The 14,751-nt window shown below is 65.2% G+C and carries 17 protein-coding genes; 10 read left to right on the forward strand and 7 right to left on the reverse strand.

Annotation, left to right across the window (positions count from 1 at the left end):
- Positions 1–124 precede the first annotated feature (124 nt).
- Entirely contained in the window at positions 125–700 is a 576-nt protein-coding gene (gene ddpX / locus ACODSP_RS16340; RefSeq protein WP_488966623.1) for a D-alanyl-D-alanine dipeptidase, read from the forward strand.
- On the opposite strand, the gene truA is transcribed toward ddpX, so the two are convergent.
- On the reverse strand, positions 631–1,434 hold the full coding sequence (gene truA / locus ACODSP_RS16345; RefSeq protein ID WP_488966685.1) for a tRNA pseudouridine(38-40) synthase TruA: 804 nt from the start codon (positions 1,432–1,434) through the stop codon (positions 631–633). The two genes, ddpX and truA, sit on opposite strands and share 70 nt — an antisense overlap.
- 176 nt (positions 1,435–1,610) lie before the next feature.
- Here truA and ACODSP_RS16350 point away from each other — a divergent pair, with 176 nt between their 5' ends.
- Positions 1,611–2,258, forward strand: coding sequence for a calcium-binding protein (locus ACODSP_RS16350; RefSeq protein ID WP_488966624.1), 648 nt, complete (start codon positions 1,611–1,613; stop codon positions 2,256–2,258).
- A gap of 97 nt (positions 2,259–2,355) precedes the next feature.
- Here ACODSP_RS16350 and ACODSP_RS16355 read toward each other — a convergent pair whose 3' ends face one another.
- Together ACODSP_RS16355 and ACODSP_RS16360 are read right to left on the reverse strand one after the other, a co-directional pair.
- A complete protein-coding gene (locus ACODSP_RS16355) occupies positions 2,356–3,027 on the reverse strand; it encodes a sensor histidine kinase (protein ID WP_488966625.1) in 672 nt (223 codons plus the stop codon).
- Positions 3,028–3,112: 85 nt separating this feature from the next.
- Entirely contained in the window at positions 3,113–4,078 is a 966-nt protein-coding gene (locus ACODSP_RS16360; RefSeq protein WP_488966626.1) for an NAD(P)H-dependent flavin oxidoreductase, read from the reverse strand.
- A 194-nt stretch (positions 4,079–4,272) separates the two neighbouring features.
- Between ACODSP_RS16360 and ACODSP_RS16365 the strand changes: the two genes are divergently transcribed.
- The 6 genes from ACODSP_RS16365 (at position 4,273) to yihA (ending at position 8,913) form a co-directional block, all read left to right on the forward strand.
- Positions 4,273–5,238, forward strand: a complete 966-nt coding sequence (locus ACODSP_RS16365) for a pseudouridine-5'-phosphate glycosidase (protein WP_488966627.1) — start codon at positions 4,273–4,275, stop codon at positions 5,236–5,238.
- Positions 5,239–5,368: 130 nt separating this feature from the next.
- On the forward strand, positions 5,369–5,503 hold the full coding sequence (gene rpmH / locus ACODSP_RS16370; protein WP_029013881.1) for a 50S ribosomal protein L34: 135 nt from the start codon (positions 5,369–5,371) through the stop codon (positions 5,501–5,503).
- A 10-nt stretch (positions 5,504–5,513) separates the two neighbouring features.
- Positions 5,514–5,942: a ribonuclease P protein component gene (rnpA, locus tag ACODSP_RS16375; protein WP_488966628.1), complete on the forward strand. Its 429-nt coding sequence runs from the start codon at positions 5,514–5,516 to the stop codon at positions 5,940–5,942.
- Positions 5,939–6,208, forward strand: a complete 270-nt coding sequence (gene yidD / locus ACODSP_RS16380; RefSeq protein ID WP_488966629.1) for a membrane protein insertion efficiency factor YidD — start codon at positions 5,939–5,941, stop codon at positions 6,206–6,208. The genes rnpA and yidD overlap by 4 nt, the downstream gene beginning before the upstream one ends.
- Positions 6,209–6,291: 83 nt before the next feature.
- Entirely contained in the window at positions 6,292–8,019 is a 1,728-nt protein-coding gene (gene yidC / locus ACODSP_RS16385) for a membrane protein insertase YidC (RefSeq protein ID WP_488966630.1), read from the forward strand.
- Positions 8,020–8,229: 210 nt separating this feature from the next.
- Positions 8,230–8,913: a ribosome biogenesis GTP-binding protein YihA/YsxC gene (gene yihA / locus ACODSP_RS16390; protein ID WP_488966631.1), complete on the forward strand. Its 684-nt coding sequence runs from the start codon at positions 8,230–8,232 to the stop codon at positions 8,911–8,913.
- A 223-nt stretch (positions 8,914–9,136) separates the two neighbouring features.
- Here yihA and ACODSP_RS16395 read toward each other — a convergent pair whose 3' ends face one another.
- From ACODSP_RS16395 to ACODSP_RS16410, 4 genes are all read right to left on the reverse strand, one after another.
- A complete protein-coding gene (locus ACODSP_RS16395; RefSeq protein ID WP_488966632.1) occupies positions 9,137–10,480 on the reverse strand; it encodes a sensor histidine kinase in 1,344 nt (447 codons plus the stop codon).
- Positions 10,480–11,139, reverse strand: coding sequence for a response regulator transcription factor (locus ACODSP_RS16400; protein WP_444733774.1), 660 nt, complete (start codon positions 11,137–11,139; stop codon positions 10,480–10,482). The genes ACODSP_RS16395 and ACODSP_RS16400 overlap by 1 nt, the downstream gene beginning before the upstream one ends.
- Entirely contained in the window at positions 11,139–11,489 is a 351-nt protein-coding gene (locus ACODSP_RS16405; RefSeq protein ID WP_488966633.1) for a PepSY domain-containing protein, read from the reverse strand. The genes ACODSP_RS16400 and ACODSP_RS16405 overlap by 1 nt, the downstream gene beginning before the upstream one ends.
- A gap of 415 nt (positions 11,490–11,904) precedes the next feature.
- Positions 11,905–12,468 (reverse strand): hypothetical protein, encoded by a 564-nt coding sequence (locus ACODSP_RS16410; protein WP_488966634.1) that lies wholly within the window; start codon positions 12,466–12,468, stop codon positions 11,905–11,907.
- 203 nt (positions 12,469–12,671) lie between these two features.
- Here ACODSP_RS16410 and ACODSP_RS16415 point away from each other — a divergent pair, with 203 nt between their 5' ends.
- Together ACODSP_RS16415 and ACODSP_RS16420 are read left to right on the forward strand one after the other, a co-directional pair.
- Positions 12,672–14,312, forward strand: coding sequence for a hypothetical protein (locus ACODSP_RS16415; RefSeq protein ID WP_488966635.1), 1,641 nt, complete (start codon positions 12,672–12,674; stop codon positions 14,310–14,312).
- A gap of 64 nt (positions 14,313–14,376) precedes the next feature.
- The gene (locus tag ACODSP_RS16420; protein ID WP_488966636.1) at positions 14,377–14,655 is read left to right on the forward strand and encodes a CCDC90 family protein; all 279 of its coding nucleotides are present in this window, start codon (positions 14,377–14,379) and stop codon (positions 14,653–14,655) included.
- The last annotated feature ends 96 nt before the right edge of the window (positions 14,656–14,751 follow it).

Here is a 14,751-nt window from a genome sequence, read left to right on the forward strand (position 1 = left end):
CCGTCCGGCGGCTTGGCTTACGCGACCACGCGGTCGCGGGCTGGCGGTCGCCAGCCTCCAACAGCATGCACCGAAGTCTCACGCTGTTGGTATAAGGTCGTTACAGCAACAACAAGGGTGAACCATGCGGTTCGTCACCATTGCCCCGCCGGTCTTCGATGTCGATCTCGACCTTCGCTATGCCACGGCGGATAATCTGACGGGAAGGCCGATCTTCGCGCGGTCGCTCTGCCTACTGCATCCCGATGCGGCGGCGGCGCTGGCGCGGGCCGTCCGGCTGGCGGCGGCACAGGGGCTGCGGCTGCATGTCTTTGACGGCTATCGCCCGCCGGCGGCGCAATGGGCGTTGTGGAACGTACTACCCGACCCGACCTTCATCGCCGATCCGCGCGTCGGGTCCAGCCATGGGCGCGGTGTCGCCATCGACCTGACCCTGGCAAAGGCGGATGGCGCCGTGTTGGAGATGGGGACGGGCTTTGATGATATGCGCCCCATCGCCTGGCATGCCGATACCAGCATCAGCGTGGAGGCGCAGCGTAACCGCGCCCTGCTGCTGGGTATCATGGCGGCGGCGGGCTGGCAGCATTACGCCTTTGAATGGTGGCACTATCAGTTGCCGGACGCGGCCTCTTACCCGTTGGTGGAGGACGGGGTGCTGGGCCCCTCGCTGATGGCTTCGGGGAAATCGTCGCCGGGGTAAAAGGCGCGGGTGAAATACAGGCCGTCGGCAGGGGCCGTCTGTCCCGCCGCTGACCGGTCGCGGGCTTCCAGTGCTGCCTGCACATCGTCGGCGGTCCAGCGTCCTTCGCCCACCATCTTCAACGTGCCGACCATGTTGCGGACCTGATGGTGCAGGAAGGATCGGGCGCGGGCCACGATGTGGATTTCCTCCCCCACCCGCGTCGCCGACAATTCCGCCAGGGTCTTCACGGGGCTGGCCGCCTGACACAGGGAGGCGCGGAAACTGGTGAAATCATGCCGACCGATCAGGCGCTGGGCTGCCGCATGCATGGCGTCGGCATCCAGGGGATGGGACACCAGCCAGGACCGCCCGGCATCCAGCGCCAGGGGCGCCCGCCGGTTGGTGATGCGGTACAGATAGGCCCGCCCGATGCAGGTGAAGCGGGCATGGAAATCACCCTCCATCGCCTCTGCCTTCAACACCGCGATGGGGTTGGGCTTCAGGTGATAATTCAGGGCGTCGCGGACCTTCTCCGCACTGACCGGCTTTTCCAGGTCAAAGCTGGCCACCATGCCGGTGGCGTGTACGCCGCTGTCGGTGCGCCCCGCCGCATGAACCGTCACCGTTTCCTGGGCGAAGCGGCGCACGGCCTCTTCCAGGCAGCTTTGGACAGACGGGCCATGGTCCTGCCGCTGCCAGCCCAGAAAAGGGCTGCCATTGAACTCGACGGTGATTTTCCAGCGCTGGGCCATGGGACGGGTGACTTTCGACAGGGGCGGCACAGCGATGCCGCCCGCAGGCCCGTCCGTCAACATTGAACATAATTCATTTGCCGTGGCGGCCATCACACCTGTGTCATGATGCCCATGATAGCGTCCGGCCACAGCCAAGGCCGGATGGCCGACAGGAAGAGGGGGAGAAGTGGGGAATGGCCAAATATGATTGGATCGGCGAGGCCGTGGTGAATTCCATCACCCAGGTCCTGGTGCCGACGTTTGTAGATCTGATGGCCGATCTGGGGCGCGACGCGGTGGATGCGGTGCGCGGGCTGAACCTGCAACCGATCCCCGGCACGATCTTCGCCGACAAGCTGTCGGGCACCGCCGGCAATGACCTGTTCGTGACGGGTGCCGGTGCCGATACGATCCGGGCTGGGGCAGGGACCGATGTGATCATCGCCGGCAAGGGCGATGACGTTATCGACGGCGGTGCGGGTTCCGACGTGATGTCGGGCGGCAGCGGCAATGACCGTTTCGTCTTCACCAGTGCCGCCTTGGTGGCCGGCGATCAGGACCTGCTGGTCGACGCCAAGGTTGGGGAGAGGCTGGATTTCGATGCCGCGTCCGAATCGCTGCTGCGCATCGGCGGGGTTGCCCTATCGGCCCTGACCGCCACCACCGCCGTTCCGACCTTCCTGCAGGCCGGCGTTACCAATGTCGCGCAGATCGACGGCCATCTGGTCATCGACCTGAACAATGATGGCCGTTATGACGCCGCCAATGATTACAAGATCATCATCCCCGATGGGCTGAGCTTGCGTTACGACGCCGGTGCCGACTGGTTCGTGATCGGCTAATTCATCAACCCGTAGGTCAGGTCGCGCGATGCGCGCGCCCTGACAGCATTGGATTGAAAGCCTTTTCAGTCAGGGCGAGGCTTCGCCTCGACCTGACCTACGGCTGAAAGCGCAATCGGACGATCAGGCCTCTGGCCCCGCCCAGCGTGATTTCATGGCCCAGCCGGTGGGCGATATGGTGGCAGAGCGTCAGGCCCAGCCCCAATCCCCGCCGGGTCGGCCCTGGCCTTTCCAACTGCCCGCCCGGTTCCAGAACCCGCGCGTGTTGATCCGCCGGGATACCCTCCCCATCATCGGCCACCAACAGGGTGGGGCCACCGGCACGGCGCACACCTACCAGGATGCGGGTGCCGGGCGCGCCATGGGTGATGGCATTGTCGATCAGGGCGCGCAGCAGCCGGTCCAGCATGACGGGATCGGTTTCCACCACCAGACTGGATTGGACAAGGCGGATCAGGCGCCCGGCCTGGGCCGCCCGTTCGGCCAGTTCGCCCGTGACACGGGCCAGCAGCGGTCCCAGCGGCACCTGTTCCCGGCGCAGCCTGGCGCTGCCGCTGGCGAGCGATGCCAGGGTCAGAACCTGATCCATCTGGGCCGCCCCGATCTCCAGCGCTTCTTCCAGCCGGTTGGCCAGTTCCGCCTGTTTGGGATCGACCAGCTTCATCTGCAAAAGGTTGAGGAACAGGCGCATGGCCTGGAACGGCTGCCGCAGGTCATGGCCGACGGAGGCGAGAAGACGGATCGGGTCGATCGGGGTGGGGCTGGTCATGCTCTGCTGCTGTCTTGAGAACCGGCCCGACTGTGGCCGGCTTTCGCCCCAGCGTCCAGCACGGACCCGCCCGCCCCGGAAAGGGTCACACGAAGGCGGCGGGCGTGGCGGCGGCGGCCCGGTACTCCTCCTTCATGCGGGCCACCAGTTCGGCCACGGGCGGGGCATCATGGATGGTGCCGATGCCTTGCCCTGCGGACCAGATATCCTTCCAGGCCTTCTTCTTGGACCAATCCTCGATGGACAGGTTGGGATCGGCCTGACCGCCGGAAATGGCCTTCACGTCGATGCCGTTGGCGGCAACGCTGGGCGCCAGATAATTGCCGGGAATGCCGCTGAACATCGGGGTGTAGACGATGTCGGCGCCGGCATGGTCGATGATCATCTGCTTATAGGCGTCGGGCGCATTGCCCTCTGCGGTGGCGATGAAGCGGGTGCCGATATAGGCGAAGTCGGCGCCCAGCACCTCTGCCGCCCGCACCTGCGCGCCCGACGACATGGCGCCGGCCAGCACGATGGTGCCGCTGAAGAATTCCCGCACCTCTGACAGAAGCGCAAAGGGCGACATGGTGCCGGCATGGCCGCCGGCCCCGGCGGCCACCAGGATCAGGCCATCCACCCCCGCCTCGACCGCCTTTCTGGCGTGGCGGATATTGGTGACGTCGTGGAAGACCAGCCCACCATAGGAATGGACCGCCTCCACAATGCCCACCGGTGCCCCGACCGAGGTGATGATCAGCGGCACCTTATGCTTGACCATCAGTTCCACATCGCCCTGCAACCGGGTGTTGGAGCGATGGACGATCAGGTTCACGCCGAACGGGGCCACCGGCTTGTCCGGGTTGGCAGCAGCATAGGCGGCCAGTTCGCCCGTGATCCTGGTCAGCCATTCATCCAGCATTTCCGGCTGGCGCGCATTCAGGCTGGGGAAGGTGCCGACGATGCCGGCCTTGCATTCAGCCAGGACCAGATCGGGATAGGAGACGATGAACATGGGCGACGCGATGACGGGCAGCGACAGCTTTCCCTGAAACTGGCTGGGCATGGGCATCTTCGGTCATTCCTCTCCGGCGGCGCTTAGGGCGCGCGATTGCTTGATTGATGGAGTGGTTTTAGCACGCTCGTTCGCAGGTCGCCAGAACCCCGGTCATGGGCGCATGGCGGCCCCGCCGGTGGGCGGCGTTGCGCGCCGTGCCGGTGGCGTTGCATTCTCCGCGCCGACCAAGATTCCAATGGGCCGGTGCCATGCAGGACTTCCTCTCCATCCATCCCGAAGTGTCGGCGGCGCTGAAGGCCGGTAAGGCCGTGGTGGCGCTGGAATCGACCGTGATCAGCCATGGCCTGCCCTATCCCGCCAATGTGGAGACGGCCAAGGCCCTGGAAGCCGCCATCCGCGCCGAAGGGGCGGTGCCGGCCACCATCGCGGTCCTGGATGGCCGTATCCGCGTCGGTCTGGATGCCGAGGATATTGAACGTCTGGCCCAGCCGGGCGTACGCAAGGTCAGCCGCCGCGACCTGCCCGTCGCCCTGGCCCAGGGTGCCGACGGCGCCACGACCGTGGCCGCCACCATGATCGGTGCGGCGCTGGCCGGCATTGCCGTGTTCGCCACGGGCGGCATCGGCGGTGTGCATCGCGGGGTGGAGACCACCCTGGATATCTCCGCCGATCTGGAAGAACTGGCCGCGACCGATGTGGCCGTGGTCTGTGCGGGGGCCAAGGCCATCCTGGACCTGCCGCGCACGCTTGAATATCTGGAAACCAAGGGCGTGCCGGTCATCGGCTTCGGCACCGACCGTTTCCCCGCCTTCTATACCGCCTCCCTGCCGCTGCCCGTCGATGGCCGCTGTGATTCGGCGGATGAGGCGGCCCGTGTCCTGCGCGCCAAATGGCAGCTGGGCCTGGGCGGCGGCGTCGTCATCGGCGTGCCCATCCCCGATGATGCGGCGCTCGATGCCGAAGCCGTGGAAGCCGCCATCGCCCAGGCCGTGGGCGAGGCTGAGGCGCAGGGCGTGCGCGGCAAGGCGCTGACCCCCTTCCTGCTGAAGCGCATGGAAGAACTGACGGGTGGCGCCAGCCTGGCCGCCAACCGCGCCCTGCTGCTGAACAATGCCAAGGTGGGCGCGCGCATCGCCGTCGCCTATGCCGCGCAGAAATCGGAATTCACCCTGCCCAAGAAGGTCGTTACCGCCAAGCGGCCGCCGGGTTACTAAACCCGTCCAGAACAGCGGAAGACCAGGGTTGCAGCCGTAATTCCTGTCCCCCGTTGACTCACAACCCCTTCACCACTATAGAACGCGCTTCGTTTTAGACGTCAGCAGTTCCAAGACCGGAGTAAGTACCGTGAAGCGTCCCTTTCAGCCGTCCAAGATCGTGCGCGCCCGCCGTCATGGTTTCCGCGCCCGCATGGCCACCGTCGCCGGCCGCAACATCATCAATAAGCGCCGCGCCCAGGGCCGCAAGAAGCTGAGCGCCTAAGGTTACCGGCATGGCGCCTCCCAAATCCAAGGTGGGGCGCCTGACCAGACGGCCGCAATTCCTGGCCGTCGCGGGCGCCCGTCGCAAATGGGCCACGCCGGGTCTGGTTCTTCAGGCCCGCGCCCATGATGAGCGGCAGCACCCGAACCCCGGCGAACCGCCGGTGCGGATCGGTCTGACGGCCAGCAAGAAGGTGGGGGGCGCGGTTGAACGCAACCGCGCCCGTCGCCGTCTGCGCGCGGCCCTGGCTGAGGTGCTGGCCCCCAACGCCACCCCTGGGCACGATTTCGTGCTGGTGGCGCGGGCGGAAACGGTGCGCCGGCCCTACGCCGACCTGAAGGCCGACCTGACCCAGGCTTTGAAGAAGCTCCGGGTGTGGAAGGGCAAGCGGGAAGCGGCACAGGCCGAATCGGTCCTGGCGAAGGATGAAAACGCATGAGCCCGGCGGCCTGGCTGCTCCGGGCTTTTGTGTTTTTCTACCGCTGGATTATTCGGCCAATGATGGGCCCGCCCCGTTGCAGGTATCACCCCTCATGCTCACATTACGCGCTGGAGGCTCTGGCGGCGCATGGGGCATTGCGGGGCGGTTGGCTGACCCTGCGGCGCTTGGCGCGCTGTCATCCCTGGGGTGGTGAAGGGTATGACCCGGTGCCGCCCCGGCATCCGGGGCACGCCCGGAACGAGAAATGTTGCGGCGGGCATTGATCGCCCGCCGTTTTCATGTGACCAACCGGGCGCGATCCCGGTATGTAACCGGCCATTGAATTCGGAACCTGGACCAAGCACCCATGACGGATCAGAAGAACCTTGTCCTGACCATCGTGATCTCCATCGCGATCCTGTTCGGGTTCCATTATTTCTATGAACGTCCGCGCCAAATGGCGGCACAGGCCGAGGCGCAGCGCCAGCAGGCGCTGGTGGCCGAACAGGCCCCGCCGGCTGTGCCGGGCACAACGCCGGGCATCGCCGGTGACGGTGCCGTGCCGGCTGTGCGCGACCGCGCCAGCGTGCTGGCCGAGACGGGCCGCGTCGCCATTTCCACCCCCAGCCTGCACGGGTCGATCAACCTGCGCGGCGGTCGCGTGGATGACCTGACCCTGGCCAAGTACAAGACCACCCCGGACAAGAACAGCCCGGAAGTGGTGCTGCTGGCCCCGGTCGGGACCGAGCATCCCTATTACGCCGAATTCGGCTGGGTCGCCGCCAATGCCGGCGACGGCGTGGCCCTGCCCAAGGCCGATACGGTCTGGACCGCCAATGCCAACAATCTGACGCCGGACAGCCCCGTCACCCTGTCCTGGGACAATGGCGCCGGTCTGGTGTTCGAGCGGACCTTCGCCATCGATGCCAACTACATGTTCACGGTGACGCAGCGCGTGCGCAACGAAACCGGGGCGCCCGTGGCGCTGAACCCCTATGGATTCGTGCAGCGCCGGGGTACGCCGAAGGTGGAAGGCACCTACGTCCTGCATGAAGGGCCGCTGGCCATCGTCGACGGCACCCTGAAGGAATATAAGTACAAGGACCTGGCCGAAGACGGGAAGACCGTCAACCTGTCCTCCACCGGCGGCTGGATCGGCATCACCGACAAATACTGGCTGGTCAGCCTGATCCCCGATCAGGCGCAGACCACCGACATGCGCGTCCTGCACCAGAAGGCCGCTACCGACATCTATCAGATCGATTACAAGGCCCCGGCTGTGACGGTCGCTGCCGGTGCCGCCGCCGAGACCACGCACCGCCTGTTCGCGGGCGCCAAGATCGTGGGCCTGCTGAACGAGTATAATGACAAGCTGGGCATCGACAGCCTGGACTATGCCGTTGACTGGGGCTGGTTCTACTTCCTGACCAAGCCGTTCTTCCACGGCCTGGACTGGCTGGGCGTGACCATCGGCAATTTCGGCATCGCCATCCTGGTCTTCACCGTCTTCCTGCGTCTGGCCTTCTTCCCCATCGCGAACAAGCAGTATGAGGCGTTCGCGAAGATGAAGAAGCTTCAGCCCAAGATGGAGGAGTTGAAGAAGAAGCATGGCGACAACCGCGAAGCCCTCTCCATGGAGATGATGAAGCTCTACAAGGAGGAGAAGGCCAACCCGCTGGCCGGCTGCCTGCCCATCCTGCTTCAGATCCCCGTATTCTTCGCGCTGTACAAGGTTCTGTACGTCACCATCGAAATGCGCCATGCGCCCTTCTATGGCTGGATTCATGACCTGTCGGCCTCCGACCCGACGACCCTGTTCAATCTGTTCGGCCTGATCCCGTGGGACCCGCCCAGCATGCTGCATATCGGCATCTGGCCGCTGCTGATGGGCTTCACCATGTGGCTGCAGCAGAAGATGAACCCGGCCAACCCGGACCCGGTGCAGCAGAAGGTCATGATGCTGCTGCCCTTCATCTTCACCTACATGATGGCCAGCTTCCCCGCCGGTCTGGTGATCTACTGGACCTGGTCGAACCTGCTGGCCATCGTGCAGCAATGGTTCATCATGCGCCGCATGGGTGTGAAGCCGACGTGATGTCTTGGGGTGAGGGGGCGCTCCCTCACCCTCCCATCGGCTGACGCCGACGGGCCCCTCCCTCTCCCGCCCTGCGGGAGAGGGTGTATTTTTTCCAAACCTGCCCTCGCCCACGAATGTGGGAGAGGGAGGGGCCCAAGCCTGCAAAGGCTTGGGAGGGTGAGGGTCAAGCCCCCATCCGTCATGTTCGAACAGCAAGGAGTTTCCGCCATGGCCAAGCCGCTGACCATCACCCCGTCCCTGATCGGTGATCTGACCGAGATGGAGATCGAGGCCGGGCGTCTGCTGTTCGCCAAGGAGTGCGACTTCTTCTGGGGCGCCGAGGCCGCGACCACATTGCCGGAGGCCGTGCTGCCGGAAATCTGCTTTGCGGGCCGGTCGAACGTGGGCAAGTCGTCGCTGGTCAATGCCCTGACGGGGCGCAAGACCCTGGCCCGTACCAGCCAGACGCCGGGCCGTACCCAGCAGCTGAACTTCTTCAATCTGGGCAACCGGCTGGTCATGGTGGACATGCCCGGCTATGGCTATGCCCAGGTGTCGAAGGAACGGTCCGCCGCCTGGGTCGATTTCATCAAATCCTATCTGCGGGGCCGCGTGACCCTGAAGCGCGCCCTGGTCCTGGTCGATGCCCGCCATGGGCTGAAGCCACATGATGTCGATATGATGAAGATGATGGACCAGACGGCGGTCGGTTATCAGATCGTGCTGACCAAGGCCGACACGTTGAAGCCCGGCGCCATTGACAAGATCCGCGCGCAGGTGGCGGTGGCCTTGAAGATCCACGGCGCCGCCCATCCGGAGGTTCTGGCCACCTCGGCGGAAACCGGTCTGGGCATTCCCGAGTTGCGCGGCTTCCTGACCCGTATGGCGGAGCCGGCGCTAGTTTCGGGGTGAGTGGGGACGTTGAACCCTCACCCTCCCATTGACTGGCGTCAATGGGCCCCTCCCTCTCCCACGTTCGTGGGCGAGGGGTGAAGTTTTGGCCCCTCGCCCGCTTGGCGGGAGAGGGAGGGGCCCACGCCTGCCAAGGCGTGGGAGGGTGAGGGGACCACGTAGGAAGGGGGATGCGCCACCGCATCCTAATCAGAACCGGACAACAACTGTCAGGCAGCGGACATCATCCGCGTGGCAGGGACAGCACGGCCCGCAGGCCCCCGCCCGCCGCCTGATCCAGGGTCAGGTCGCCGCCGTAAAGCCGGGCCAGATCGTCGACGATGGCCAGACCCAGGCCGCTGCCGGGCACCGCCTCATCCAGCCGCACGCCGCGTGCCAGGACGGCGGCGCGTTCGGCTGCCGGGATGCCCGGCCCGTCATCCTCAATAATCATCCGCAGCCTTTCCGCCCCGTCCGCCGCGACGGACAGGGTGACGCGGCCCCGGCACCATTTGGCGGCATTATCCAGCAGGTTGCCGGCCATTTCGGCCAGATCCTGCGCTTCCCCCCGGAAGGACAGGGCCTCGTCCCCCGTCAGCGCCACCTCGATATCCCGGTCAGGATGCAGCCGCGCAATGGTGCGGGCCAGCGGGCGCAGGGTCGGGATGACGGGCGTGCGCAGGCCCGCGCCCTTGGCCATGGCGGCGGCACGGGCGCGGGTCAGGTGACGGTCGATCTGCCGGCGCATGCGGTCGGCCTCTGCCTGGATCAGGGCCGATTCGGCCGGATCGGAGAGGGTGGCGGCAGAGTTGGCGATGATGGTCAGGGGGGTCTTCAGGGCGTGGGCCAGATTGCCGGCCTGGGTCCGCGCGCGTTCCACCATCTCTGCATTATCGGACAGAAGCTGGTTCAGGTCGTCGGCCAGCGGCTGCACCTCCGATGGGAAGGCGCCGACCAGCCTTGTGGACCGGCCTGCCCGCAGGTCGGCCAGCGCCCGGCGCAGCCGGTCCAGTGGCACCAGACCCAGCCGCACCTGCACCAGGGCCGCCCCCAGCAATCCAAGCGCCAGGATACCCAGAGACAGGGCCAGCACCTCTGCAAAGCGCCGTGTGGCGGCGGTCAGATCGGCGGTGGTGGCGGCCACCGACACCTCCACCGGGCTTTCCTTGTCGGGCAGGCGGATGCGGCGCGACCAGACCAGCAGTTCCTCCCCATCCGGTCCCGTGGCGGTGCGGCGGTGCAGCGCGCCATCATCGGGCACGGTCCCGTCAGGCCGCAATTGTTGATCCCAGAGGGAGCGGGAGCGCAGGGCCACGCCCTTATCATCCGCCACCTGCCAGTAGAGGCCCGACAAGGGCCGCAGGAAGCGCGGGTCGGACAGGTCGCGCGATGCCTCCACCCGCCCGCCGGCACCGGGGCGCAGGGTCACCGTCAGTTCATCCAGGTGCAGTTCGGCATGGCGGGCCAGTTCGGCTTCCGCATGGTTGCGGAAAATATCGGTCAGCAGCCAGCCGGCAACGGCCAGCGCCAGGGTCACCCAGACAAAGGCCAGTGCCAGCAGGCGAAGCCCCAGCGAGCCGCGCCGCATCAGACGGCTTCCATGCGATAGCCCTGGCCGCGTTCGGTATGGATCACGGGGGCGCCCAGCTTTCGCCGTAGCCTGCCGATGAACACCTCGATCGTATTGCTGTCGCGGTCGAAATCCTGGGCATAGATATGTTCGGTCAATTCTGTGCGCGACAGGATGCGGCCCTGATGATGCATCATGTAGGACAGGACCCGCTGTTCATGGGCCGTCAGATTGACGGGGTTGCCCGACACGGTGACGCGGCCCGTGCGCGTATCCAGGCTGACGGGGCCGCAGGTGAGCGCCGGTGATGCCTGTCCGCCGGCCCGGCGGATCAGGGCGCGCAGCCTTGCCAGCAATTCCTCCATGCGGAAGGGCTTGGCCAGATAATCATCGGCGCCGGCATCCATGCCCTCCACCTTTTCCTGCCAGGTGCCGCGTGCGGTGAGGATCAGGACGGGCATGACCCGATCCGCCGCCCGCCAGCCGCGCAGCACCGACAGGCCGTCGCGGCCCGGCAGACCCAGATCCAGCACGACCGCATCATAGGGTTCCGTCTCACCCATGAAGGCGGCTTCCAGCCCGTCAGGGGCGGGGTCGGCGACATAGCCGGCCTCGTTCAAGGCCTGGATCAGCTGCCGGCGCAGGTTGGCGTCATCCTCTGCCACCAGGATGCGCATTATTTCTTCTCCTTCAGCAGGTCCTTGCCGGCGGCCTTGGCCTTCAGCAGCTTGCCATCGGCGGCATCGTATAGAAGCTCCACCAGCCGCCCGTCGGCGGCCAGGATCTCGATGTCATAGACGAAGCGCCCATGCTTGGTTTCCAGCTCCACCTCCAGCAGGCGGCCGGGATATTCGGTCTCCGCCTTTTCCATGATGGCGCGCAGCGGCATGATCTCCCCGCGTTCCAGCGCCGCGCGGGCGCGGTCATGGTCGCCACGGTCATCATCATCGTCATCATCGGCCCAGACATGCGGCGCGCCGGCCAGGGCCAGGAACAGGCAAAGGGGCAGCAGCAGCAAGGGGCGCATGGGATGGGGGTGGCTCCGGCTTGGGGGCAGGGTGGGGGCGATGATACGGGTCTACGCAACGCTGTGAAACACGGATCGAGTGGATGTTTCGTGCAACGGAATGAAACAGAAAATAAAGGGCCGTTTCATGGAAATGGGTATCGGAGTCCGAAGGCTGTCAGCTCCGAATTTTGATAGGCGCAGGTCTGGGGTTGAAGGGGAAAAGCATAGCAGACCGGGCGGGTGAAAGCAGCAGTTACGGGCGGCGTATAACACCTCCTCCCCTGCCGTCATCCCGGCGGAAGCCGGGACCTAGCGTGAGGCGCGGTCAGCGCCGATATGACTCATGTCGCGGCTGACGCCGCTCTACGCCTGGGTCCCGGCTTGTCGCCGGGATGACGATCAAGGTGGATGGGGAGACGCGGTGGGGCAGGCCTTAGTAAACCAGCCCTTCGGCGGTCAGGCCGGACAGCAGCGCCTTCACGCCGACCAGGTCCAGGGTGCCATGGCCCTCGGCCAGTTCGACCCAGGTGCCGTCATTATTGTTGTCGGCATAGACGGTCCATTCGGTGTGGCCCTTTTCGACCTCCGTCTTCACGACCAGACCGTCGCGCAGCTGCCAGGTTTCGTTCCGGTCGGGGCGTTCGGTTTCCCAGCTTCCATCATCCCATTCCTGAATGGTCGTGACCTTTCCGGCGCTGTCGAAGGTGAAGCGGTAGAGATCGTCCACCCCACTGGTGACGGGGCGGTTCACGCTGTAGGCTTCGAAAAACACGCCGTCGCCATTGGCATCGGTATAGAGCGTGACCTCGGTGCCGTCGCGGTCGGTTTCGGTCTTCACCACGCCATCAGCCGTGATCGACCAGCTTTCATTGCGGTCGATCTTCTCATTCTGCCAGCGGCCTTTCTCCATCTCCTGCACACCGGTGATGGTGCCGCTGGTCAGGGTGAAGCGGTAACCACCTTCGAACGGGCTGGCGGGGATAACGGTACGGGCCATTTTGAACACTCCTGTCATTGTCTGCCAAGCAACCGACCTCAAACCGGGCCGGTGTCAGACGCGACAATAGGGGGGCGAACCTGAACGGCCCCTGAAAGTGCCGTTCAGAAACCGTTCAGGAAGGAGACGGCGCGCGTCTGCCTTGATTGCGCCCGGTTGCCGGCTTATCACCGGAACAGCTTAACCATCATCCTGGCCCCCCAATGTCCCCCAGCCACCGCCCCTTACAGCCGCGCGCCATCCTTGTGGCGCTGCTGATCCTGCTGCCCCTTCTGGTGGCGTTCTATTCGCTGACCCTGGGCCAGGACGGGAACTGGGACCTGCGCAATTACCATTGGTACAATGCCATGGCCTTCCTGGAGGGAAGGGAGCTGGTGCAGGATGTGGCGCCGGCGCAGGTGGCGACCTTCTATAACCCCACGCTGGACATTCCTGTCTATTGGCTGGCGCAGTTCCTGCCGGGCCGCGCGGTCTCCTTCATTCTGTCCTGGGTGCAGGGGATGAACCTTGTGCCGCTGACGGGGATTGCCTGGCTGCTGCTGCCGGTGCTGGGGGGCCGTGCACGGGCGCTGGCGTCGGTGGCGCTGGCCCTGGTCTGCTTTGCCGGCGCGGGGCAGATGGGACTGCTGGGCACCACCTTCTATGACAATGTCATCAGCCTGTTCGTGCTGGGCAGTGCCTGGCTGATCATGGCGCGGGCCGATGATGTCTGGGGGGCTGCGCCCAAGGTGGCGTTTCCCATCGTGTTTGTGGCGGGGTTGCTGGTGGGGTCGGCGGTGGGCCTGAAACAGCCGACGCTGCCCTATGCCGTGGGCCTGTGCTTTGCGTTTCTGGCGGTGGCCGGTGGGTTCTGGCGGCGGATGTTCCTGTCCTTCTTCTTCGGGATCGGCGTCATTGCGGGCATGGCGCTGTTTTCCGGCCATTGGATGTGGCACCTCTGGTCCACCTATCAGAACCCGCTATTCCCCTATTTCAACGATTTCTTCAAATCGCCCTGGGGCGTGCCGGAGGCGTACCGGGATGACAAGTTCCTGCCGCATGGTCTGTGGAACAATCTGATCTTCCCCTATACGTGGCTGACGGACCCGAAGAAGGTGGGGGAGATCATCTTCACCGACCTGCGCGTGCCGGTGATGGTGGTGGTCCTGCTGCTGACCCCGTTCCTGGCGCTGGCCGGGCGGTTTGTGCCCACGCGCGATGCCGCCCAACAGGGTGTGATGGCGCCGTTTCGACCGGCGCTGTACCTGCTGGTGGCGGGGGCCCTGACCTATCTGGCGTGGCTGAAGCTGTTCGCCATCTATCGTTACCTGATCCCGCTGGAGATGATGGCGCCGCTGGTGGTGGTGGCGGCCATCGCGCTGTGGCCGCTGCCGCGCCGGGCCAAGGGGGTGGTGATGCTGGCCCTGCTGGTGCTGGTCACCATCACGGCCCGGCCCGGCACCTGGGCGCGGGTGCCGTTCGCGGACAAGTTCGTGGAAGTGTCGATCCCCGACCTGCCCAACCCGGACAACACCATCATCATCCAGACAGGCTACGCACCCACCAGCTTCCTGGCCTATGGCTTCCCCAAGAATGTGCCGTTCCTGCGCATCCACAGCTATTTCATCCATCCCGACCATGGCGACATCCTCCTGAACCGCGCCATGCATGGCCGTATCGATGCGCATCAGGGGGACATCTTCTGGCTGGTCGCGCATTGGGAAGTGTGGACGGCGGAGCATATCCTGCCCTTCTATGGGCTGGCCGCCGACATGAGCGATTGCGGGCTGGTGAAGTCCAACCTGGATGAGCCGATGATGCTGTGCCGGTTGCAGAAGGTGGCATCGGTGCCGACCTCTGGGTGATCATGCACTAGCATGTGATGGCGGGTTGTGATAGGTTGCCAGAATGCTCATTGGATGGCAGTCTATGCAGATGGTCATGGATACGCACCGCGTGGTGAAACGGCTGAAAGAAGCCGGCTTCACCGACATACAGGCTGAAGTGGTGACCGACATCGTGCGCGATGCGCGGGAGGCGGATCGTGACGACCTTGTGACCAAGGGGTTTCTGCGGTCGGAACTGGCCGAGGTTAAATCCGAGCTTCGGACCGAGATTCAAAACCTCAAGGCCGACCTGTTCAAATGGCTTCTGCCGATCCTGATCGGTCAGGTCGCCGCTACGGCGGCGCTGGTCAAGTTGCTGTGATGGGTTTGGTGCGGCGACGGTCAAACACGAGGCACAGATAGTTGGCTTACAGCCATCCAAGGCCGAACGTTGGTCAGAAGGTGGTAGCGACGCAAT

The sequence above is a fragment of the Niveispirillum sp. FG156 genome, from assembly GCF_057809555.1.